Genomic DNA, 22,335 nt, shown 5'->3' on the forward strand with positions numbered 1-22,335 from the left:
CTCCCTGTCCGCTTGGCTACCGCATCAATCGTCCAGCGCTTGCCGGTTTCATGGCACTAAGCCCGGTGCTAGGCCGCAGTGTCTCTCCTGGCGGAATATCGCCCAGCAACGCCGCCGCCAGCTGTTGCGGCAGATTGTGGAACAGATGGAAGGCGCTGGTGGCGCGCGGATTGCACTCCAGCACGTCGCAGCTGCCATTGGCGGTTTTGATGAAGTCGAAGGCCACCTGGCCGCTGGTGGCAGGCATGGGCGGTAGCTGCGGCGCTCGCCCCCTGGAACATAACGCTGCGCGGCCCAAGGCTGGACCAGGGTAGGGCGTATTCTGCCCAGCGCCTTTTGGCTGGAGCGCGGCAGGGTTTGGCTGGCAAGACGGGAGTAAGCGGGTTTGAAGATCCAGCCGGGGGAGGCCCGCAACAGCCGGGCAACCGCGTCTGGCGATTCCAGCAGCCTGGTTTCCGGAGCCGGAGCGGGCCAGTCGGCGGTCATCCTGGCGAAACTGAGTTTGTGATGTAGCTGGCGCAGGGTGGCCAGGCTGTCGCGCCAGTGCGCCAGGTAGAACACCTCCTCGCAGATCGGCAGGATCAGGTCGACCGCCTGGTTTTCCACCAGTTTTTGCAGCGCAGCTCGCCAGTTTTGGGAATTGGCGCGGGGCTCGGGCAGCCGGATATCGGCGTCAACCGCGCCGCTGAAACGGCTCGCCGGCCAGCGCAGAGAGTCCGCCGCGCTTACCCGCCAGCCGGTGGCGCGAAAGGCGCGGGCCCATTTCAGGCATGCGGCGGAGCGCGCGCCCAGTATCAGGACATGTTGTGCGGAGCAAGTCGGAGGATTGCGTGGAAAAGGGCATGAACGAGCGGCGGTTTTATTTTAATGATTTTGCTGTGGACAATTTGAATTCAATTTCATGGCCCGCATCCGGCTATTGTCCGCAGGCTGCCTAGGCATTGGCCAAGGCGGGACGGCGCAGGAAAACGCATAGTTTTCGGCCAGCGGACTTCCAGGATGGATATCGGCTTTCGCCGGGGGAGGCGCGCGGTTTCCGGAAGCATCCGTTAGCGGCGGGCGGTTGCAACCACGCTCTGGCCTGTCTTTGCCGATCGCTCGGTGTGTTTTCGGGCGAGCGGCGGCAATATGCGGCGGGTTTCATATGCGGATGATTTCGCTGCCGCTGTGGCCGCTTTTCTTGACGTGGTACATCGCCTGGTCCGCGGCTTGCAGCAGGCTGTCCGAGGTGCTCAGCCCATCGCCCAACGCAATGCCGATGGAAATGCCCAAAGTACAGGCGTTGCCGGCTATCAGGAAGGGAGCGTCGAATACGGCGATGCATTTCTGGGCGACGGTATTGGCGATTTCCTCGGCGTTGTCGTCCAGGTCGCTGAGCAGCAGCACGAATTCGTCGCCGCCTATGCGCGCCAGCGTGTCGGTTTGGCGCACGACATTGGACAGGCGTTGCGCCACCTGCCACAGCACCTTGTCGCCGGCCCTGTGGCCCAGATTGTCGTTGATGAGCTTGAAGCCATCCAGATCCATGAACAGCAGCGCCACGCCGCAGCGCTTGCGCTGCGCCTGCGCCAGCGCCATGTGCAGGCGATCGGATAGCAGCGAACGATTGGGCAGGCCGGTCAGAGAATCGTGATGCGCCATGCGGGCCAGTTCCTCCTGCTGATCGTTGAGCTTGTGTAGCAGGCGGTTGAAGGCCGCGATCAGATGGCCCACCTCGTCATTGCGCTGGATGGGCATCGGCTCCATCGGCAGTTCGCCCCGGGTCATGCGGTCGGCGTGGCGCGCGGCCAGGAACAGCGGCCGCAGCACGATGTACAGGCCGCCGCCGCAGATCACGGTGAAGGCCGCCAACGCGGCGATGGTGTTGCGCAGCGTGAAGCTCTTGACGCGCTCCACGGTGGCGAAGGCCTCGCTGCTGGGCAGGCGGGCCACCACGAACCAGCCGGCGCGGGGAACGGACGCGATGGCGCTGACTTCTTCCTCCCCCTTGGCGTTGGTCGTGATGCCGGCGCCGCGGAAGCCCGCCATCGCCTTGTCGTGCAAGAGGTTGACGCCAGGTGGCGGCAAGGGCTGCAGTATCATGTCCGGTTGCGAGGAGGAGACGAACTGGCGGTCGCGCGGCGAGATCAGCAGGAAGCTGTCGATATGGTTGCCAATATGGGTATGTTGCAGCAGATCGAGAAAGTTGGGCGCCGCCAGCGCGGTGACGCCCACCAGCGCTGCTTTCACTTTCTTGTCCGCGCCGAGTATGGGCGCCGCGATCGGCAGCACCGGCACCCTGGATATGCGGCCCACCACTGCCCGGCCGATATAGGGCTGGCCGCGCAGCGCCGCGCGGATGTAGTCGCGGTCGCCGTAGCCGACGATCAGCCGGTCGGGCCTGGGAGGGTAGTCGGCGATGGCGCGGCCGTCTGGCCCCACCACGAATAGTCCGACGGAAAATAGCGGCTGGTACTGGTAATGCTCCTTCAACCAGTTGCGCAATTGCGGCGGGCGATTCAGCAGCTCGGGAGGTAGCACCATGGCCAAGTGGATCAGCAGATCCTCTCTTTGTGAAATCTTGTCGTTGATGTCGCGCGCGACGTAGTTGGCCAGCATCAACTGCTGGCTTTCCACCACTTTGCCCAGGTCCTCATAAAGGAAGTTGCTCAACGCGTAATAGCGCGTGAAGGAACCGGTGAGGACGACCAGCATCGCCAGCGCCATCAGACGGATGGCGATGCTGTCAAGAATGCGGCCCAAGATCATGCTTTCTTCTGCTCAATCCCATTCTGTCATAGTAGTTGATGCGGTTTGATTTTCAGGGTTGTTGCGCCAGGACCCGGCCGCGGTTTCTGGGGCCGGGCGGTTTTCCGCGAATTGGTCTAGTGCGGCAAAACAAGATTCACCTGGATTTCACCGGCGAGTCATCGAAGCCCCTTACCGTGGCGGCTGTGATTTCAGCAGGCGCAGTGTGTAGGCAAATTTGTCTATACGTCTAAACAAAGGAGCATCGTCATGAAGAAGCAGATGGCAGTCGCAGTCGGTCTGGCCGTGTCCGGACTGTTGTCCCCGCTGGCTTACGCCAAAACCACGCTGACGGTGTACACCGCGCTGGAGGCCGACCAGGTCAAGGATTACAAGGAGGCGTTCGAGAAGGTCAATCCGGACATCGAAATCCGCTGGGTGCGCGAGTCCACCGGCATCATCACCGCCAAGCTGCTGTCGGAAAAGAACCGTCCTCAGGCCGACGCGGTGTGGGGGCTGGCGGCCACCAGCCTGATGATCCTGGACCAGCAGGGCATGTTGCAGGCTTACGCGCCTAAGGGCGTGGAAAAGCTCAGCCCGCAGTTCGTCGACAAGGCCAGGCCGCCGAAGTGGACCGGCATGGACGTGTGGGCCGCCACCATCTGTTTCAACACGGTGGAAGCCGCCAAAAAGAACCTGCCCAGGCCGGAGAGCTGGGCCGATTTGCTCAAGCCGGTCTACAAAGGCCAGATCGTGATGCCGCACCCGGCCTCGTCCGGCACCGGCTACCTGGATGTGTCCGCCTGGCTGCAGATGATGGGCGAGAAACAAGGCTGGGACTATATGGACAAGCTGCACGTCAACATGGCGCAGTACGTCCATTCCGGCTCCAAGCCATGCAAGATGGCCGCCACCGGCGAATTCCCCATAGGCATCTCGTTTGAATACCGCGGCGCCGAGCTGAAGGCGCAAGGCGCGCCGATAGACCTGATCTACCCCAAGGAAGGCCTGGGCTGGGATCTGGAAGCCACCGCCATCATCAAGGGCACCCGGAATCTGGAGGCCGCCAAGAAGCTGGCCGATTTCTCGGCCAGCCTGCCGGCGATGCAGCAGTACGAGAAGAACTACGCGGTGCTGGCGATGCCTGGCGTGGCCAAGCAGAACCCGTACATTCCGGTCGACTACGCCAAGCGCCTGTCGAAGAACAATTTCTCCTGGGCGGCGAAAAACCGCGACGCCATCCTGCAGGAATGGTCGCGCCGCTATGAAAGCAAGGCGGCGGCCAAGAACTGAACCTGGCGCAAGCCGGAGCCGTCCGCCGAGCAGCGGGCGGCTTTTCGATATTCAAGCAAGATGGAGTTCCCGATGAAACCGGTCGATAGCCTGCAAGGCCTGTCCGATCACCTGTCCATCCATAGCCTGAGCCGCCGCTTTGGCGGCTTCGCCGCTCTGGACGCGGTGTCCCTGTCGATACGCAGGGGCGAGTTCGTCTGTCTGCTGGGGCCGTCCGGCTGCGGCAAGACCACGCTGCTTAGGCTGATCGCCGGGCTGGACATGCCGGATGGCGGCAGCATCCACCTGCTGGGCCGCGACATCACCCGCGAGGCGCCGGCCAGGCGTGACTACGGCATCGTGTTCCAGAGCTACGCGCTGTTTCCCAACCTCACCGTGGCCGACAACATCGCCTACGGCCTGACCCCGCGTCGCGACAAGGCGCGCCACGGCCAGCGCGTGCGCGAGCTGCTGGACATCGTCGGGCTGCCGGGCGCCGAGCTGAAATATCCGTCGCAGCTGTCCGGCGGACAGCAACAGCGGGTGGCGTTGGCGCGGGCGCTGGCCACATCGCCGGGCTTGCTGCTGCTGGACGAGCCCTTGTCGGCGCTGGACGCGCGGGTGCGCGACAGGCTGCGAGACGAACTGAAAGGCCTGCAGAAACGGCTGGGCGTCACCACGCTGATGGTGACCCATGACCAGGAAGAGGCGCTGGCGATTGCCGACCGGGTGGTGGTGATGAACGCCGGGCGCATCGAGCAGGTGGGCACCCCGGCCGAGATCTACCGCCAGCCGGCCAGCCGCTTCGTGGCGGACTTCGTCGGCGACGCCAACTGGCTGCCGGCGCAACGCAAGTCCAGCCATGAGGCGAGCATAGGCAACTGCGTGCTCAAGCTGCAGCAGCCGCTGCCGGACGGCGCGTCGCTGACGCTGTTCCTGAGGCCGGAGGACATCATCGTCAAGGCGCGTTGGGAGCCGGCGGCCAACGTGCTGCTGGCGCGGGTGGAGGATGTCAGCTTCGGCGGCGCGATGACCCGTATCCGGCTGCAGCCGGAGGGCATGCCGGGGCAGACGCTGCGCGCCGAGGTATGCCCATCCATGCTGCAGCGCCAGCCGCTGGTGCCGGGCGAGATCGTGCCGGTGGAATTGCCGGCCGCGCTGTTGCGCGCCTATGTGCGGGAGGCGGCATGTTGAGCCTGGCTTTGCGATTGACTCGCCGCGCCGGCTGGCGCGCGGACGGTGAAAGCCGGCTGGCCGCCTTGCTGGTGTGGTCGCTGGCCGCCTTGCTGACGCTGGCGTTGGGCCTGCCCTTGCTGTTCATCTTGGGCAAGGCCGTCACCACCATGGACGGCGGCTTTGCCGGCCTCGCCAACTTCTCCCAGGTGCTGAACTCCCCCGGTCTGATGCGCGCCGCCTGGCACAGCCTGCTGCTGGCGCTGACCGTCAGCGCGCTGGTGCTGCCGCTGGCATTCGTCTTTGGCTGGGGCCTGAGCCGCAGCCGGGCCTGGGGACGGGGTCTGTTCCGGCAGATCGCCTTGTCGCCGCTGCTGGCGCCCTCGCTGATGCCTGCCATCTCGCTGGTGTACCTGTTCGGCAACCAGGGCCTGCTCAAGGGACTGACCGGCGGCGCCAGCATTTATGGCTTCTGGGGCGTGGCGCTGGGCGAGGCGTTCTACACCTTTCCTTACGCGCTGCTGATCATCGCCACCGCGCTGGCGTCGGCCGATGCGCGGCTGTACGAGGCGGGGAGGGCGCTGGGGGCCGGGGCGCTGCGGCAGTTCCTCACCATCACGCTGCCGGGCGCGCGTTACGGACTGGTATCCGCCGCGCTGGTGGTGTTCACGCTGGTGGTTACCGACTTTGGCGTGCCCAAGGTGCTGGGCGGCGATTACAACGTGCTGGCGGTGGAGGCGTTCAAGCAGGTGGTGGGGCAACAGAACTTTCCGCGCGGCGCGGTGGTGGGGCTGATGCTGCTGTTGCCGGCGGTATTGTCCTTCTTCATCGAGCGTGCCATGGCGCGGCGGCAGCAGGCGGCGCTGACGGCGCGCGCGGTGCTGTTCGCTCCCGGCCGCAAGCTGCGGCGCGACGCGGCGGCCTTCGCGCTGCTGGCCGCCGTGTCCGCCGCGCTGCTGGCTTTGCTGGGCGTGGGGGTGGCGGCGTCGTTCATCAAGTACTGGCCGTACGATCTGTCGCTCACGCTGGCGCATTACCGCTTTGACAATGTCGATGGCGGCGGCTGGGGCGCCTATTTCAACAGCCTGAAGCTGGGCGGCGCCACCGCGCTGCTGGGAGCCGTGCTGGTATTCCTGGGGGCATATGTCTGCGAAAAGCAACAAGCTGCGCCCTTGGGCCGCAGCCTGCTGCGCTTCTTCGCCATGCTGCCGATGGCGGTGCCGGGCCTGGTACTGGGCCTGGGCTATGTGTTCTTCTTCAATCATCCGGCCAATCCGCTCAACGCGCTGTACGGCGGCATGACGCTGATGGTGATTTGCAGCATCGCCCATTTCTACACCACCGCCCATCTCACCGTGGCTACCGCGCTGGGGCAGCTGGATGGCGAGTTCGAGGCGGTGGCGGCATCGCTCAAGGTGCCGTTCTGGACCACGCTGCGCCGGGTGACGCTGCCGGTGTGCCTGCCGGCGCTGCTGGATGTGGCGCGCTTCCTGTTCGTGTCGGCGATGACCACGCTGTCGGCGCTGATCTTCATCATCAGCCCGGAAAACAGCCTGGCGGCGGTGTCGATCATCACCATGGACGATGCCGGCGACACCGCGGCGGCGGCGGCGATGGCCACCTTGATCGTCGTCACTTCCGGCGGGGTGTCCTTGCTGGCGCTGGAGAAGTGCTTGGGCAAACGCCATCGGCACTGGCGCGGCCAGGGCTAGCGCGGCCGCACCAACGGGGCGGCGATTCTTTTGCCAAGCGGTGGTGGCGGGCTATATCTGAATGGAATGATCTGCTTCTTTTGCATTGTCCATCGGGGTCGGGGCCGGGTTCCCGCTCGCCTGGCCCCGCCGGGGAGGCTCCATGATCAACCTGCTTCCATGCCTGATCCGCGCAGCCATGCTGCCGCTGCTGTTGTCGCTTGCGGCCTGCGGCAATCTGGACAGCGGCAAGTTCGTCGCGCTGCGCGACGCGGCCCGCCAGATAGACGGCAGCGCCGCCTCCAGCTTCGCCGCGCTGGAACAATCCGCCCGCGACAGCGCGGTGCTGTCCGCGCCGGACCGCAAGGTCGGCCTAGAGGGATTTCCGCTGGTGAACGCCGAAGGGCAGCCGTATGACCTGTCCGGCCAGCTGGGCAAGGTGGAGGCGTCGCTGGACCTGTTGGCCAGCTACGCCGCGGCGCTGGCGCAGCTGGCCGGGGCCGGCGGCGCGGCGGATATCGACAAGTCGTCGCAAGACCTGTCGGCCAGCCTGCGGCGGCTGCAGGGCAGCGGCCTGAGCGTATCGACAGCCAATGGGCTGGCAAGCGCGGTGGACGCCTTCGGCCATGCGCGGCTGACGGCCCAGCGCAAGTCAAGCCTGCGCGCGGTGATGGACCAGGCTCAGCCCGGCCTTGAGGTGCTGGCGCTGGAAATGCAGCGCGTGCAGCAGGACCTGCAGTTGTATTTGACCGATATCAGCCTGCGCTATCTGCGCGCGGTCGACAAGGACGGTTTCAGGCCGGCCTATGGCAGCTGGGCGCGTTATCAGGGTGATCTGCAGGTGGCGGCGCAACTGGCGGATTTCGACCGGCAGCGCCGCGCGCTGGATGCCATTGGCAAGGAGATGCGGGCATTTCCGGATTTGCACCGGCAACTGAGGCAAAGCCTGGACGATTCCGGCAAGCGCATCGACCGCCTGCGCGAGTTTGTCGACGAGGCCAAGCGCCTGCGCAGCCTGTACCGGGCGCTGCCCAGCCAATAGTCCAAGGAGCGCGTGATGGATAGTCATGATCTGGCCGAGTTGCTAACCGGGCTGGCCTCCCGGTTCAACAACCTTATGATAGCCACCACCGGGGAGACCAGCCGGCAGTGCGGCGATCTGCAAGACAAGTTGGCCGGGCAGGCGATGGCTGCCATCGCCTGCGATCTGGACCATGCCGCTAGCGCCTACGCCGATGCGGTGGCGGCATTGCGGGGGGCCTCGCAGGCGGCCGACGATGCCGAAAAAGCGCTGGCGGCCAGCGGCAAGTCGATAGAGTTTGTGGCCAAGGCGATACAGCTTGCGTTGCGGGCGTCCATTTTGGCGGCGTCGGTGCTGGCCTGAACGGGGAGTCGTCGGCGGGCTGGAAACCGCGATGAGGGCGGCCAGCCTGGCTCGCCGTTCACCAATTCGCGGCGTTGGCGTCCTTCAGGGATGCGCTAGTTTCTTTAACAAGTTTTTCCTTCCTTTCTAAAGCGCGGCGGCTGTCCGATATTGAGGAAAAGCCGGTGGGAAATCCGACGGCCGAGCAGTGGTGTCCGGTATAGCCAGCAATATTCTCCAGTTCATGCTGCAAGGGGGCGGCCTCCGGGCCGACATGTCATGATAGATACTTCGGAAGCCAAACTCGGATTGGGCAAAGGCAAACCGTCTTCTTCTACATGGTGGGCGCTGATCGGCCTGTTCATCGCACTGTTCGGCCTGGCGCTCTCACTATTCCTCAACGAGGTTCATACCTCGCGGTTCCAGGCGATGTTCTTCAGCCGGGCCGCCCGCCACGCCACGTTCGCGGTTGAACCGGGGCGCAGCAAGGACATGCGCTTTCCCGAGCATGGCGGCCCCTATGACCAGCGCATGGGGTATTCCGACCTCCCGCACTATCTGGAGCGGCTGCAGAGCCGCGGATTCGCCATTGCCGAACAGGCCCGCCAGTCGCCGGACATGATACGGCTGGCAGACAGCGGCGTGACGGGGCCTTTACTGCCGCTGGGGCTGTTCCCGCCGTACCGGGAAAAGGACCAGTCCGGCCTGATGCTTTACGATGGCTATGGCCGGCCCATGTACCAGTCTCTCTACCCGCAGCGGGTGTATCGGGATTTCGACTCGCTGCCGCGCCTGCTGGTTTCCGGCCTGCTCTACATCGAAAACCACGCGCTGCTGGACGACAGCAATCCGCAGCAGAACCCGGCGGTGGAATGGTCGCGTTTCGGCAAGGCGCTGGCGGACGAGGGGCTGCATTTTCTGCATCCCGGCTATCATTCCGCCGGCGCCAGCACGCTGGCCACCCAGATCGAGAAATTCCGCCACTCGCCCGGCGGCCGCACCGGCTCGCCCAAGGAAAAATTGCGCCAGATGCTGTCGGCCTCGGTGCGCGCCTACCGCAGCGGCGAGGATACCAGCGCCGCCCGGCGCCAACTGGTGGTGGAGTATCTGAACACGGTGCCGCTGGCGGCGCGCGCCGGCTTCGGCGAAATCTCCGGCATGGGCGACGGCATGTGGGCCTGGTACGGACGCTCATTCGACGAGGTGAACCGCACGCTGGCCAGCAATACTCCGCTGTCGGTGGACGAGCAGGCAACCGTGTTCAAGGAGGCGCTCAGCCTGATGATTTCGCAGCGCAGCCCCTCGTTCTTCCTCAATGGCGACATGAAGCTGCTGGAAGGGCTGACCGATTCCTATCTGCGGCTGATGGCCAAGGACAAGGTGATCACGCCGGAATTGCGCGATGCCGCGTTGGGGGTCTCGTTGCGGCAGCAGAGGGAGAGGGTCAATCTGGCCAACAAGTCGCAGGTGGAGCGCAAGGGCGCCAACGCGGTGCGGGTGAAGCTGGCCGGTCTGCTGGGCATACCGCGCATGTACGACCTCGACCATCTGGACCTGACCGTCAACAGCACGCTGGATTCGCAGCTGCAGCAGGCGGTAACCGACAAGCTGCTCAAGCTGCGCGATCCCGACTACGCCAAGTCGGTGGGATTGGGCGACAAGTTCTTGCTGCAACAGGGCTCGCCCGGCGGGGTGACCTACAGCTTCACCCTGATAGAGCGCACGCCAACCGGCAATATGGTGCGGGTGCAGGCGGACAACTTCGACCAGCCTTTCGACATCAACGAAGGCACCAAGCTGGACTTGGGCTCCACCGCCAAACTGCGCACGCTGGTGACGTATCTGGAGGTCATCGCCGATCTGCACCGGCAGTATTCGGGCATGAGCCAGGATGAGCTGGCCGGCATCCGGCCGACCGAGCATGAGTCGGTGCTGCGGCGCTGGGCGATAGACTATCTGAGACAGAACGATGACCGCAGTTTGTCTGCGATGTTGGCGGCCTCGATGGAGCGCAAGTACAGCGCGAGTCCAGGAGAAAGCTTTTTCACCGGCGGCGGCCGGCACACCTTCGAGAATTTCGAGAAGAGCGACAACGGCCGCATCCTGACGCTGCGCGAGGCGACGCAGCATTCGGTCAACCTGGTTTACATCCGCTTGATGCGCGATGTCGCGCACTACTACATGTATTCGCCGAGCAACGACTCCCAGGTGCTCGGCGATCCCGCCAATCCGTTGCGGCGCGAATACCTGCAACGCTTCGCCGACCGCGAAGGCAAGACCTTCATGGCCGGTTTCTACCGCAAGTACCGCGGCAAGGATGCCGAGCAGATCGACGCGCAGGTGGTGGAGAAGGCCCGCCGCAGCGCCAAGCGGCTGGCGGTGATTTTCCGCAGCGTCCATCCGCAGGCCGGCCAGCCTGAAATGGCGGCCTTCATCGCCAAATACCTGACGCCGCCGGCCAAGCTGGAGGAGAAGACGTTGGCCAAGCTGTACGACGAGATGGGGCCGGACCGTTTCAACCTGGCCGATCGCGGCTACCTGGCGGGCATCCACCCGCTGGAATTGTGGATGGTGGCCTACCTGCATGCCCATCCTGATGCGGGCTGGTCGGAAATGGTGCAGGCCAGCACCGCCCAGCGCCAGGAAGTGTACCAATGGTTGTTCAACAGCAAGCACAAGGGCGGCCAGGATAGCCGTATCCGCCAGATCCAGGAGATAGATGCTTTCCGCCAGATCCACGCCGCCTGGAAGCGGATGGGTTATCCCTTCGATTCACTGGTGCCATCCTACGCCACCGCGCTTGGCGCTTCGGCCGATAGGCCGGCGGCCTTGGCCGAGTTGATGGGCATCATTTCCAATGACGGCGTCCGTCTGCCTACGGTTTACATCGACAAGCTGCGTTTCGCATCGGCTACGCCGTACGACACCACCCTGGCCCAGGGCCAGGCCCGCGGCGTGAGGGTGCTGCCGCCGGAAATTCCGCAGCTGGTGCGCCAGGTATTGTCCGAAGTGGTGGACAAGGGCACCGCCCACCGCGCGGCCGGAGCCTTCGACCACAATGGCGAGCATGTGTTGATCGGCGGCAAAACCGGCACCGGCGACAACCGCTTCAAGACCTTCTCCCGCGGCGGCGGCCTCACCTCCGCCCGCGTGGTCAGCCGCTCCGGCGCTTTCGTGTTCTATATCGGCGACCACTACTTCGGCACCATCGTCGCCTATGTGGCCGGCCCCAAGGCGGCCGACTACAAGTTCACCAGCGCCTTGCCGGTGCAGGTGCTCAAGGTGCTGGCGCCCACGCTGGCGCCGCGGCTGGACCTGGTTGCGCGCGGCACTAGCCAGGGCGCGGACAGCGTGGCGGAGGGAATGCCCGATATCGGAGGACTATCGCCCGGAAGGCCGTTGTGCCTGGTGTCCAGCCTGGGCGGCGTGTGCGACTTGCTGAAGCCGCCGGCGGTGGGCGCTTTGCCTAAGCGGCAGGAGGCGGAGTGGAAGATAGGAGGATAGGCAAGGCGGTTGACGAAGTGTGGGCGCTATATGCGAGTGCGTGGATGTCAGCTTGGAGCGAATTGCAATATGAAGGGCTGAAAATTATTTTTGGCCGGATTGATATGTGTTTTTAGCATCCAGCTCCGTCAGATTTTATCTGCTTGTTAAAGTTGGAAATTGATTCCCACATGCCTTTTATGCATGGATTTTCAGATTTGGCGCAATTATGTTTCATTTAACATATTCACATTGCGAATATTGTTATGCTATTATCTTACTGGATAGAATTGATCGGTAGCAAACATTCTGTCTATCTACCCCTTTGCAGCCGCCGCGACGCGGCTTTTTTTTATCTTTAAGTTTTCCGAATTCCTGATCCATCGACATTGGGAAAATGATCGGTGATTATCGCCGGGCGGATAAGATGACTCGCCGGCGCTGTTGCCGATTGAGTACTGTGTGTACTGATGGCTTCGCCCGTGGGCTTTGGGCATGGTGAAAAAGAGCGGGCGTCTGGTTTGAGGCGGGATCATTCATCTTGCGTGGATGGCAATGTCCGGCGGGCATAGGCTCTTGCCAGCGCGTCGGGTGAATGCCGCCCCTCCGGAGAAGGGGCGGACTGGGACGGAGGAAGGAGGCGCGTCAGACGGCTCCAATCGGCTTTCTTCGCTCGACAGTGGTTCAGCACCCCATGCTGTGGCAGCCGTATAGCCGTTAGGCGCTCAGGCCGGCAGCGGGGAATGAAAAAGGCCCGCATCTTTTATCAACGCGGGCCTCGATCTACAAAACAAGCAAGTAGGTTTTAAAACGGTAAGCGGAAGCGAATGCAAGAAAATTTCTTTTTATGTCAATGATTTATAAGACAAAATCTTTATGGATAGGTTAGTGTGTAAATATTATTTATGTAAAGTATATTGCCAATATCCCAAGCCTTGACCTCATTTGCACCGCTGAGCGGTGCATTTGGCTGCCGTTGGTAATGACGACTAGACGAATTTGGCCGCGCAGGCCGAAAGCGTCGATCTGGCGCAATACCGCGTCGACTGCGGCGGGAAACTGTGGGGAAAAGGTCGGCTCGCCGTTGCCGGCGAGCGCAATGTCGCTCAAACGGCGCATGTCGGGCGTGACATGGCGCAGCATGAAGTCGCCGTGCAAAATATCCTGCAACATGGCGGTCAACTCGCGTTCTAGTTGTGCGGCGTCCACCGGCGCCGGCGCGCCGTAAGTTGGGTACTTGGCAATAGACGCAGTGCTAGTTGCAGGGGTTGTCGGGGCATCAAGTTGATGCCGATCGACACCCAGCCGGCACGATGCGACACCACCAGGTAGACGAATTGGAAACCGTCGAAGGCCAGGTCATGGTCTTGCGGGGGCAGTTGTTTGTCGGCGGGCTGAATCTGCTTGTCTGGAAGGCGCATGTCGCCGTCAGATAGGAATGGGACGACCTACGGATGGCGCACACAACAACTGACCTAAATATCAGTCAACTCGCTTCTGTGGCTTAAAACCCGCCGGTAACGCGCTTCCGTATTGAGCGCACCAACGTTCTAACCGTTTATGCCCGCCCGCCCTTTTCCACGCGGCGCGACACCGAAAATGCATAATCTATTGATTTGAAATGTATTTTTGTGAGAAATATATCTTTTATCTACAACGTCCTTGTTTTTCGGAACCGCCGCTTTCGCAATTCAAACACTTGATTTAGTTGTTATGCGTAGTCAATAGTCATATTGCATTTCTGTTTTTTAGAAAAACAAAAATGCACGGACAACCACGCCGTCCGGCCATTCAACGAATCAAGTGGAGAATCCCATGACCCGTTCGTCAAAGACGATCAAAGCTGCCTTGTTGTTCTCTCTCGCCGCCTTTGCCGCTCTGTCCGCAGCCGCACCCGGTCCGAACAACCAAACCGCACCGTCGCAAGCCGCCGGTTCGGACGTTTCTTACGTTGCTTGCTATTTCAACAATAACAACAACGTCACCTGGAAATGGGGATTGACGCCGGCTAACGACTGGTATTCGTTCTCCGGGGCGTGGTTCAAGACTCCTTACACCAAGTTGGAGAAATTCCGCGCCAAGAACGCCACCCATAGCGATCTGCGCGATGCCTGCGAGAATGCCAAGAAGTACTACAAGGTCGAGGGCGAGCTTTTCGCCCTATTCGCGGCAACCAGCAATACCGGCTCGAATTACCCGATTTTGCTTGCCAACAACGTCGAGCTTTATCCGCAGTACTAATCCTTTCGTCCTCGGTGGGGCGGACGGCTGCCCGCCCACCCCACCTTCCGGTGCATCGCGCCCTGCCGCCGGCCCCGTTGCCCTAAGTAAAGGATTCGTCATGGTCGCCTCGACGCTGCCGCAGGTAAAAAACATTGTGTTCCTGATGCTGGAGAACCGTGCTCTCGACAACGTACTCGGTTGGCTTTACAGCGCCACGTCCGCGGACATGCCGTCGTCCGCGCCGCAGCATGTCTATCCTCCGGGGAGTTCACCCCTGTTCGACGGGCTCGCGCTGGGGCGGGACAGCAATCCCGCCTACACCTGGCGCGGCGATGTGCAGCCGTACCCGGTCGTACCGGTGCCGGACAACCTAGGCGCTGACCAAGACCGCGTTCCGGCGTACGACCCCTACGAGGAAATGCGGGCCAACGCGCGCTGGAATGGTGTGTTCAACCAGTTGTTCGGCAATCAGGACATCATCGGCGGTTTGCCGATGGAATGCCAGGCGCCCACGATGCAGGGCTTCTTACAGGATTACTACGCTTGGTACATGCGCGGCTGGCAAGGGCTCGATATCTTGTGGGCTTATACCCCGGCGCAGTTGCCGGTCATCAATGGACTAGCCCGGGGGTTCGCGGTCAGCGACCGCTGGTTTTCCTCCGTACCGACGCAGACCAACCCCAACCGTGCCTTCTCCTTGTGTGGTACCTCGCTGGGGCGGGAGAGCAATGCGTTTCTCGCCATCGAGCAGTTCGACACGCCGACGGTGTTCAATTACTTGGCGCAAGCGGGCAAGAGCTGGGGGTTGTATTACACCAGCCAATGGATGGGCCGGTCTTATACTCAGTACACCTTCCCGCAGATTGCCCAGGCCGGCGGCAATTCGGAAATCGGCAATCTGGCGACCTTCTTTTCCCGCGCCCAGGCCGGCACGCTGCCGGACTTCACTTATCTTGAGCCCGTCTGGGGCTATGGCAAAGGCGAACATTACACGCAAGGCACCGACTATCATCCACCAACCCACGTCAACCCCTGCGAGCAGTTCCTGCAGCAGGTTTACCAGGCGGTCCGCTCGGGGCCACAATGGCAGGATATGTTGCTGATCGTGACATTCGACGAACACGGTGGCACTTACGACCATGTCACGCCGCCCTGGGGGGCAATCAATCCGGATGGTCGGATCGGGGTGGACGGTTTTAAATTCAATTTGTTCGGCGCCCGGGTGCCGACATTGTTGATCTCGCCGTTCGTCAAACCGTCTACGGTATTTCGCGCGCCCGCCGGCAGCCGCTATCCGTTCGATCACACCTCATTGATTAAAACGCTTTTGCAATGGGCCCAGGTGGATCTTTCGGCGGTTTCGATGGGGAGGCGCATGCCCGAGGCACCGACCTTCGAAGCTGTCCTGGCGCGAGAGCACGTCAACGAGGCACCTGTGGCACCGCTCTCCCTCGTGCCCACGCTCAATGCCATGCTGCCGGCGATGCCGGGCGGCCCGCTCAACGCGCTATTCGAAGGGGTGGATTTTGTCGCCGTCAAGTCCCTGCTCGCCCATGCGCACATGGAGGATATTCTGGCTGAGCTTGCGCGCTATCGCCGCGACCCGCGACAGTTCGAAGACGAATTGATCCGGGCCGCCGCGTCGACGACGCGGCGATAGTCGGCGGGCGATGCCGTGCTTGGCACGCCGATAGGGCTCAACTCCTCCTAGTTTAGGAACTGACGTTTGGCTGCCCGCTCGTCGAGTTGGATACCATGCTCGGTAAAGAAAGTATAAGCAAGGGCTAAGGTGGAGAGCCGTTGGCGGATGCTGCTGACTTTCAGGCCCTTGGGCCGGAACTGGGTCAGGACGTAACGGGTTGCTAGGGAAGCCGGTAGTCCGAGGGGGCCTCCGGACACGAGCAGGGGAATGTGCTCACCGGACTGCATCCGTACTTCTCGAATGGAAAACGTGGTCGCCGCACTTCTCTTGACTCGTCAGATGACAGGAATTTACGACAGCAGCACTTCCGGTGATGTGAATTTTTGACGTAAAGAAAAAGACCGGAAAAACCAAGTGCAATCTACTGATTACACAGAGTATTTCCAGTCTAATTTAACACCCTAACATGTGGTTCCGGTCAAACGGTAAGCGGAACCGGATACCAGCAAGTTGTTCTTCGGGCCGCTTGCCGGTGGGGGCAGGGGAGTGCTGAGCGCGCCATTCGGCGCGGCAAACACCGCGTTGATCTTGCAAAGGCGAGCGGTGCAGGACGGGTTTGGGAGCTGGCATTCAAGCCGCGTTGGCTTGTCGCGGAAGTCGGCCCATTCCATAAATTATGCAAATAAAATATACATTGAATAATTAAGATGAGATATGGCTATAATTGGCGATCAATGCCATATCGCCAGCATTCTTGCGGACCTGCCAGGTCTGCGCCGGGCATCCCGCTGCACCGCCATGCCCGTGGCAATAGGTGCGATGCCAATGGGGCCGCACGGGCTGATGCCTGGGCGCCGGGGTATTGATACCAATCCGTTCACCATCCTGACAACACTGCTCGGCGACAAGGGACTGACATGAAAGACCTCACTCAGGGGCCGCTGCTTCGTCACATATTGACGATGGCGATACCTATTGCGATCGGCATGATTTTCCAGACGCTTTATTATCTGATCGATCTGTACTTCATTGGCGGATTGGGCGCCAACGCGCTGGCCGGCGTCGGCGCCGCGGGCAATGCGACCTTTTTGGTCCTCGCGCTGACCCAGGTGCTTGGCGTAGGCACGGTGGCGCTGATTTCCCAGGCGGTCGGCCGCAAGGACAAGGAAGAGGCCAACATCATCTTCAACCAGTCGCTTACGTTGGCGTTGGTGTGCGGCTTGGCCGTGCTGTTGCTGGGTTATTCCCTGGCCCGGACCTATATGGGCACGGTTTCCTCCGACGCGGAAACCATAGCTGCCGGTCTGGTTTATCTGAACTGGTATATGCCCGGACTCGCGCTGCAATTCGCCCTGGTGGCGATGGGCTCGGCATTGCGCGGCACCGGGATTGTCCAGCCCACGCTGATCGTCCAGTTGCTGAGCGTCATCATCAACGCCTTTCTGGCTCCTATCCTGATCGCCGGCTGGCTGACCCATCATCCGATGGGCGTGGCCGGAGCGGGCCTGGCCAGCACGCTTGCGTTGCTGGCGGGGGTGCTGGCCTTGGGGATTTACTTTCGCCGTCTCGAACACTATGTCGGGTTTGATCGCAAGCTATTGGCGCCCAGGTGGCGCGACTGGGGCCGCATGCTGTCGATCGGCCTGCCGGCCGGCGGGGAGTATGCGCTGATGTTCGTGTTTTCCGCCATCATCTACTGGGCGATCCGCGATTTCGGCGCGGACGCGCAGGCCGCTTTCGGCGCGAGCTCGCGCCTGGTGCAGGGCTTGATCCTGCCTGCGATGGCCGTGGCCTTCGCGGCCGGCCCCATCGTCGGGCAGAACTTCGGTGCCGGCCTGGCGAATAGGGTCCGCGCTTGTTTCGGCGCCGCGATGCTGCTGATCAGCATGCTGATGGTGCCGCTGGCCTTGTTTGTCTATTGGCGGGCGGAGGGACTGATCGGCTACTTTGCCAAGGATCCGGAGGTCATCGGTCTTGGCGTGCAGTTTCTGCACATCGTCTGCTGGGGCTTTATCGCCCAGGGCGCGATCTTCACATGTTCCAGCGTGTTCCAGGGCCTGGGCAATACTCAGCCGGCGCTGCAGAGCTCCGCCGTGCGCTTGTTCACCTTCGCCATGCCCATCGTATGGCTGTCGACGCAAAGCGGCTTCCGTATCGAACTGGTCTGGTACTTCTCGCTCGGCAGCACGTTCATTCAGGCCTTGGTCAGCCTGCTGTTGTTGCGCCGGCAATTCGCCCACCGCCTGATACCGGCGATCGCGTCGTGAGTTGATTCCCGGTTCCGGAAAGGAGGAGCTTAGTGTCAAAGCCCAAGATCGCCTTTATGTTCTCTGGACAGGGATCGCAGTATTTCCAGATGGGACAGCGGCTTTATCAGCGGCAGCGGGTGTTCCGCCACTGGATGGATCGTCTGGACGGCACGGTGCGGCAGTCCGTCGGCCTGTCGGTCGTCGACGCCCTCTACCATCAACAACGGGGCAAGGCCGATAGTTTCGATCGCACCCTACTGAGCCACCCGGCGATTTTCATGGTCGAATACTCGCTGGCGCAGGCGCTGCTGGCCGAGCAGCTTGAGCCCGACATCCTGATCGGCGCCAGCCTGGGCACATTCGTGGCGGCGGCCGTCGCCGGTTGCGTCGATTGCGATCAGGCGCTGACGATGTTGCTTAGCCATGCCCAGGTGCTGGAGGCGCATTGCGAGCGCGGCGCGATGATCGCGGTGCTGGCCAATGCGCGCTTGTACGACGAGTTGGGGCTGAGCTCCTACGGCGAGCTGGCCGCGATCAACTTCGACTCTCATTTCGTGATATCCACCTCCATGTCCGGCGCGCTGGAGGTGGAGCGGATCTTGAATGGCCGGAACGTGCTGTTCCAGCGGCTGCCGGTTTCATTTGCGTTTCATTCCGCCTGGCTTGAGACGGCCGAACGCTGGCTCGATACCCATCTGCAGACGATGCCTATGGCCAAGGCGCGGATTCCCATCGCTTGCTGCATGCGCGCCGGCCTGGTGGAGTCCGTGGCTGGCGATCATCTACCGATGGTGATGCGCAAGCCCATCCAGTTCCAGAAAACCATCGAATATCTGGAAACGACGGGACCGTACGAATATGTCGACGTGGGGCCGTCGGGCACCTTGGCCACATTCGTAAAGTACGTTTATCCGCCGGGATCAACGCAGTCCCGGACTCATGTCATGCTGACTCCGTTTGACCGCGATCTGGAAAACTTTTCCGCGGTGGTCGAGACGCTGGCCGCGCATCGGTCCTTTGCCATTTGAGCTCGGTCGATGGGCGCGTGGGTCGATGCTTTCCGCCGGCAGTCCGGGGCCGGAGAGCCCATGGCTGACTGGCGTGGCATCGATCTATGGTGCGCATTTCCGGGCCGCATCGTGGATGCCGCGCTATTGCGCGAATATCATGGCCTATTGAGCGAAACGGAGCGGGCGCGGCAGCGGCGGCTGTATTTCGAGCGAGACAGGCATCGCTTTCTGGTCACACGGGTTCTGGTGCGGATGGTGTTGTCGAAATACGCGCCGCTAGAGCCGACGCAATGGCTGTTCAGCGCGAACCGGCACGGAAGGCCGGAGATCGCCAATCCCGAGCCTGGGGCCAGGTCGATTGTGTTCAATGTCAGCCATTCGATGGATTTGATCATGCTGGGCGTGACGCGAGGCCGGGCGCTGGGCCTGGATGTCGAGGGCGTGCGCGAGCAGGCGGCGTCCCTGGGCATCGCGGAGCGCTTCTTCGCCCCGGACGAGGCGCGGGAGTTGCGCGCGCAGCCTGCCCATCACCGGCAGCGGCGCTTCTTCGAGTACTGGACCTTGAAAGAGTCGTACATCAAGGCGCGCGGCATGGGGCTGTCCATTCCGCTGGACCACTTCAGTTTTCATTTTCCGGGCGACAGCGGGATACGGCTGGCCATGCGCGCCGATCAGCAGGACTGGGCGGCGCGCTGGCATTTCTGGCAATTCGGCCTTGAACGGGACTACCTGACTGCGGTGTGCGCCGAGAGCATGCCTGGCGGTCCGCCGTCCCTGTCGGTTAGGACCATCGTGCCGATGGTGTCGGAGCGGCGGCAGGACTGGCGCTTGCTGAGATCGACCGAGGCCTAGCGCCGCGCCGAAGCCGAAGGCCGGCTTGTGTCCGGCGTCGGCGCGTCGTTTCGGTCTACAGGCCCGCTTTGGCCGGATGCACTTCGTTTAATTCAAAGTAGCCGTTATAGCCCTCGAGATAGATGGCCGCGCGATGTCCGAACAGAGGCAAGGCCTTGCTGCGGGTGATCAAGATCTGGTCGTAGGAGGCCACTTCCACCCGGGTGCCGACGGGATGGTGCAAATTCCATTCGTCGATCTGCCGGTGCAAGGCCGCCTGTTCGGCCTCTCGGTCATAGTGCGGCGAGGAGGGGGCCACAGCGATGGCGGCGGGCTGTTCGGCAGTGGACGGCGCATGCTGGCGGATCGCGCCGATCAGGCGTGTCAGCACCTGGCCGACACCCAGCTCATGGAACGCTGTCTCGCCCTGATCCAGCAAATAGCGGATCGATTTGGTCCACTGAACCGAATGCGTGATCTGGGCCGCCAGATTGGACTGGATGTCGCCGGGCCGATAGGGCAAGCCGTCGACATTGGAAATGACCGGGATAGACAGCGGAGAAAATGAGAAACCCCGCAGATAGGCTTCAAACTCGCGCTTGGCTGGCTCCATATAGCGCGAGTGAAAGGCGCCGCTGGTGTTCAATGGCACATAGCGGACGGGACCGTTTTCAAAAAACGCGGCGGCGCGTTCGATATCTTCGCTCAGGCCGGAAAGAATGGTCTGCGTCGGCGCATTGAGGTTGGCGATGTCGATGGTGGAGAGCCCGTTGGCGCTCAGCCGCTCGCGCACGTCGGCTTCCGTCATGCCGATGACTGCCGCCATGCCGCCTTTCGGCGCCGAACTCATCAGCGCGCCGCGTTTGCCGACCAGCTTCAGCCCGTCCGAGAAGCTCATGGCGCCGGCCGCTTCGAGGGCGTTGTATTCGCCCAGGCTGTGCCCGGCCAGATAGTTCGGCTTGTCGCCTGCCTCCTGCTGTTTCTTCCGGTAGGAGAGCGCATTGACCACGTACAGGGCGGGCTGGGTAAAGCGGGTGTCGTTCAATTGCTGATGCGGATCCTCGACACAGAGCTGCTTGATCGAATAGCCGAGCAGCTGGCTCGCCGTTTCGGTCAGCTCCGGGAACAGATCGAACAAGTCCGCTCCCATGCCCTTGAACTGGGAACCTTGTCCCGGAAAGACATATACACTCATCTGCCTATCTCCTAATCGCGGTATGGAATGATTGGATACGTGTCCGCCGCCGCTTTGTCGGCGCTTTCCTGGCGGTCATGTGGCCAGCGGCATGGTGCTGCCTATTCTCTCGGCGATATGCGCAGCCGTCCGTAACAGGGCCGTGTCCTGTTCGCGCCGGCCAACCACCTGGATGCCGATGGGCAGGCCGTTCCGATCCCGGCCTATTGGAATCGCCACGCTTGGGCAGCCCAGGAAATTGGCGAGAAATGCAAACCCGCCGGTGGCGTGCCAATAGCTGTAGCGCTTGGACTTGCCGCGGTGACGGATAGGAATCGGGCGACCCGATTTCTGATGATGGAAGGCGGCGGTCGGGGTGGCCGGTAGCGCCCAGCAATCGAATTGCTGGGCAAAGCGATCGAATAGATCGACTTGTTCCCGCTGATCCGCCTTCAGTTTTTTGTAGTTGGCCTCGATGCCGCCGCTGAACACGGAGCGGGCGGATTCGAAAAGCCAGAACAGTTTGTGCAATCCCGGACTGCTCTCCCTGGGGGAGAACTCGTACATATTCAACATGAAGTATTTAAAATTCAGGAAGTGCAAATCGAGGGGGGGCTCGACTTTCTCGACACTCGCGCCGCTGTCGCTCAGGGTTCGGTATGCCGCTTCCAGCGCCGACGAAACCTCGTCGTCCATCAACTGGCGCGGGAATTCGCCGGTCCAGGCTATCCGGGGCGCATGTTGGGGGGCGGCGTCAATGCCGTAGGGTTCGCCGGACAATATCGAATAGCTCAGTGCCAGATCACGCACCGAGCGCGCAATGGCGCCGACCACGGTCAGGCTGTCTTCCCGCGCGGGATCGCCCAACGGCGGGATCAGGCCATCGCGCGCTATTTTCCCGATCGACGGCTTGAAGCCGTAGACCCCGCAATAGCTTGCCGGGACGCGGATGCTGCCGCCGCTATCGCTGCCTAGGCCTAGCGGCGAGAGGCCTAGCGCGACCGCGGCGGCTTCCCCGCCGGAACTGCCGCCCGCGGTGCGGCCGGCCTCCCATGGATTGCCGGTGGTGCCGAAAATATCGTTCCTGGTTTGAAGATCGCTGCAGAGGGGGGCGCAGTTCGACTTGCCGATGACGATGGCGCCGGCGTTCTTGAGGCGGGCGACGGCGTCTGCGTCGCGGTCCGGCACCGAGTCGCGCAGCGGCGCGTAGCCGGCCGTGGTCCGCAGGCCGGCGGTTCTGAATGAGTCCTTGACCGTGATCGGCACGCCATGCAACGGCCCCCAGCTCTGGCCCCGGGCCTGCGCCAGGTCCGCCTCGCGCGCGCGCTGCAGCGCCCGCGGACGGTCCAGGGAGACGAGGGCGTTGTACTTGCCGTTCAGCCGGTCTATTCGCTCGAACAGCGATTGCACGGCCTCCTCGGAAGTGTACGTCCCTTTCCGTATAGCTTCCGCCAGGGCGGTGGCGTCAAGCTGGGCGACATCGTTTGCGAGTTCCAT

The 22,335-nt window shown here is 62.3% G+C and carries 17 protein-coding genes; 11 read left to right on the plus strand and 6 right to left on the minus strand.

Features of this window, described 5'->3' with window-relative positions:
- Nucleotides 1-16: 16 nt before the first annotated feature.
- A complete protein-coding gene (locus BI347_RS14725) occupies nt 17-247 on the minus strand; it encodes a hypothetical protein (RefSeq protein WP_071112344.1) in 231 nt (76 codons plus the stop codon).
- Nucleotides 248-1,140: 893 nt separating this feature from the next.
- Nucleotides 1,141-2,748, minus strand: coding sequence for a GGDEF domain-containing protein (locus BI347_RS14730; protein ID WP_071116188.1), 1,608 nt, complete (start codon nt 2,746-2,748; stop codon nt 1,141-1,143).
- Nucleotides 2,749-2,997: 249 nt separating this feature from the next.
- On the opposite strand from BI347_RS14730, the gene BI347_RS14735 reads away from it, so the two are divergent.
- The 5 genes from BI347_RS14735 (at nt 2,998) to BI347_RS14755 (ending at nt 8,247) form a co-directional block, all read left to right on the plus strand.
- Complete coding sequence (locus BI347_RS14735; RefSeq protein ID WP_071112342.1) at nt 2,998-4,020, plus strand: putative 2-aminoethylphosphonate ABC transporter substrate-binding protein; 1,023 nt, start codon at nt 2,998-3,000, stop codon at nt 4,018-4,020.
- A 72-nt stretch (nt 4,021-4,092) separates the two neighbouring features.
- Nucleotides 4,093-5,193, plus strand: a complete 1,101-nt coding sequence (locus tag BI347_RS14740; RefSeq protein WP_071116189.1) for a putative 2-aminoethylphosphonate ABC transporter ATP-binding protein — start codon at nt 4,093-4,095, stop codon at nt 5,191-5,193.
- Nucleotides 5,187-6,884, plus strand: coding sequence for a putative 2-aminoethylphosphonate ABC transporter permease subunit (locus BI347_RS14745; protein WP_071116190.1), 1,698 nt, complete (start codon nt 5,187-5,189; stop codon nt 6,882-6,884). Before BI347_RS14740 ends, BI347_RS14745 begins: the two co-directional genes overlap by 7 nt.
- A 142-nt stretch (nt 6,885-7,026) precedes the next feature.
- Entirely contained in the window at nt 7,027-7,905 is an 879-nt protein-coding gene (locus BI347_RS14750) for a hypothetical protein (protein ID WP_071116191.1), read from the plus strand.
- Nucleotides 7,906-7,920: 15 nt separating this feature from the next.
- Nucleotides 7,921-8,247, plus strand: a complete 327-nt coding sequence (locus BI347_RS14755) for a hypothetical protein (RefSeq protein ID WP_071116192.1) — start codon at nt 7,921-7,923, stop codon at nt 8,245-8,247.
- A gap of 58 nt (nt 8,248-8,305) precedes the next feature.
- On the opposite strand, the gene BI347_RS24000 is transcribed toward BI347_RS14755, so the two are convergent.
- Nucleotides 8,306-8,479 (minus strand): hypothetical protein, encoded by a 174-nt coding sequence (locus BI347_RS24000; RefSeq protein WP_158020795.1) that lies wholly within the window; start codon nt 8,477-8,479, stop codon nt 8,306-8,308.
- A 26-nt stretch (nt 8,480-8,505) separates the two neighbouring features.
- Between BI347_RS24000 and BI347_RS14760 the strand changes: the two genes are divergently transcribed.
- Nucleotides 8,506-11,730: a transglycosylase domain-containing protein gene (locus tag BI347_RS14760; protein ID WP_071116193.1), complete on the plus strand. Its 3,225-nt coding sequence runs from the start codon at nt 8,506-8,508 to the stop codon at nt 11,728-11,730.
- A gap of 882 nt (nt 11,731-12,612) precedes the next feature.
- Here the strand turns inward: BI347_RS14760 and BI347_RS14765 are convergent.
- Nucleotides 12,613-12,918 (minus strand): radical SAM protein, encoded by a 306-nt coding sequence (locus BI347_RS14765; RefSeq protein ID WP_071112337.1) that lies wholly within the window; start codon nt 12,916-12,918, stop codon nt 12,613-12,615.
- Nucleotides 12,919-13,524: 606 nt separating this feature from the next.
- Between BI347_RS14765 and BI347_RS24005 the strand changes: the two genes are divergently transcribed.
- From BI347_RS24005 to BI347_RS14800, 5 genes are all read left to right on the plus strand, one after another.
- Entirely contained in the window at nt 13,525-13,950 is a 426-nt protein-coding gene (locus BI347_RS24005; RefSeq protein WP_158020796.1) for a hypothetical protein, read from the plus strand.
- Between the two features lie 100 nt (nt 13,951-14,050).
- Nucleotides 14,051-15,592 carry an alkaline phosphatase family protein gene (locus tag BI347_RS14775; RefSeq protein ID WP_071116194.1) on the plus strand — a complete coding sequence of 514 codons (1,542 nt, stop codon included), beginning with the start codon at nt 14,051-14,053 and terminating at the stop codon, nt 15,590-15,592.
- An 899-nt stretch (nt 15,593-16,491) separates the two neighbouring features.
- Nucleotides 16,492-17,841, plus strand: coding sequence for an MATE family efflux transporter (locus tag BI347_RS14790; protein WP_071112334.1), 1,350 nt, complete (start codon nt 16,492-16,494; stop codon nt 17,839-17,841).
- Between the two features lie 32 nt (nt 17,842-17,873).
- Nucleotides 17,874-18,851 carry an acyltransferase domain-containing protein gene (locus tag BI347_RS14795; protein ID WP_071112333.1) on the plus strand — a complete coding sequence of 326 codons (978 nt, stop codon included), beginning with the start codon at nt 17,874-17,876 and terminating at the stop codon, nt 18,849-18,851.
- Between the two features lie 60 nt (nt 18,852-18,911).
- Nucleotides 18,912-19,685: a 4'-phosphopantetheinyl transferase family protein gene (locus BI347_RS14800; protein WP_071116197.1), complete on the plus strand. Its 774-nt coding sequence runs from the start codon at nt 18,912-18,914 to the stop codon at nt 19,683-19,685.
- Between the two features lie 55 nt (nt 19,686-19,740).
- Here BI347_RS14800 and fabD read toward each other — a convergent pair whose 3' ends face one another.
- Together fabD and BI347_RS14810 are read right to left on the minus strand one after the other, a co-directional pair.
- Entirely contained in the window at nt 19,741-20,859 is a 1,119-nt protein-coding gene (gene fabD, locus BI347_RS14805) for an ACP S-malonyltransferase (protein WP_071116198.1), read from the minus strand.
- A gap of 75 nt (nt 20,860-20,934) precedes the next feature.
- Entirely contained in the window at nt 20,935-22,335 is a 1,401-nt protein-coding gene (locus tag BI347_RS14810) for an amidase (RefSeq protein WP_071116199.1), read from the minus strand.

Origin of the sequence: Chromobacterium sphagni (assembly GCF_001855575.1) — a bacterium.
In the GTDB taxonomy this organism is placed as follows: Bacteria; Pseudomonadota; Gammaproteobacteria; order Burkholderiales; family Chromobacteriaceae; genus Chromobacterium; species Chromobacterium sphagni.

Coding starts and splice junctions, on each gene's coding strand:
- BI347_RS24005 (WP_158020796.1), top strand. CDS start 13,525: ATGACCCGTTCGTCAAAGACGATCAAAGCTGCCTTGTTGTTCTCTCTC.
- BI347_RS14735 (WP_071112342.1), top strand. CDS start 2,998: ATGAAGAAGCAGATGGCAGTCGCAGTCGGTCTGGCCGTGTCCGGACTG.
- BI347_RS14745 (WP_071116190.1), top strand. CDS start 5,187: ATGTTGAGCCTGGCTTTGCGATTGACTCGCCGCGCCGGCTGGCGCGCG.
- BI347_RS14740 (WP_071116189.1), top strand. CDS start 4,093: ATGAAACCGGTCGATAGCCTGCAAGGCCTGTCCGATCACCTGTCCATC.
- BI347_RS14790 (WP_071112334.1), top strand. CDS start 16,492: ATGAAAGACCTCACTCAGGGGCCGCTGCTTCGTCACATATTGACGATG.
- fabD (WP_071116198.1), bottom strand. CDS start 20,859: ATGAGTGTATATGTCTTTCCGGGACAAGGTTCCCAGTTCAAGGGCATG.
- BI347_RS14750 (WP_071116191.1), top strand. CDS start 7,027: ATGATCAACCTGCTTCCATGCCTGATCCGCGCAGCCATGCTGCCGCTG.
- BI347_RS14775 (WP_071116194.1), top strand. CDS start 14,051: ATGGTCGCCTCGACGCTGCCGCAGGTAAAAAACATTGTGTTCCTGATG.
- BI347_RS14725 (WP_071112344.1), bottom strand. CDS start 247: ATGCCTGCCACCAGCGGCCAGGTGGCCTTCGACTTCATCAAAACCGCC.
- BI347_RS14755 (WP_071116192.1), top strand. CDS start 7,921: ATGGATAGTCATGATCTGGCCGAGTTGCTAACCGGGCTGGCCTCCCGG.
- BI347_RS14730 (WP_071116188.1), bottom strand. CDS start 2,748: ATGATCTTGGGCCGCATTCTTGACAGCATCGCCATCCGTCTGATGGCG.
- BI347_RS14800 (WP_071116197.1), top strand. CDS start 18,912: ATGGCTGACTGGCGTGGCATCGATCTATGGTGCGCATTTCCGGGCCGC.
- BI347_RS14810 (WP_071116199.1), bottom strand. CDS start 22,335: ATGGAACTCGCAAACGATGTCGCCCAGCTTGACGCCACCGCCCTGGCG.
- BI347_RS14760 (WP_071116193.1), top strand. CDS start 8,506: ATGATAGATACTTCGGAAGCCAAACTCGGATTGGGCAAAGGCAAACCG.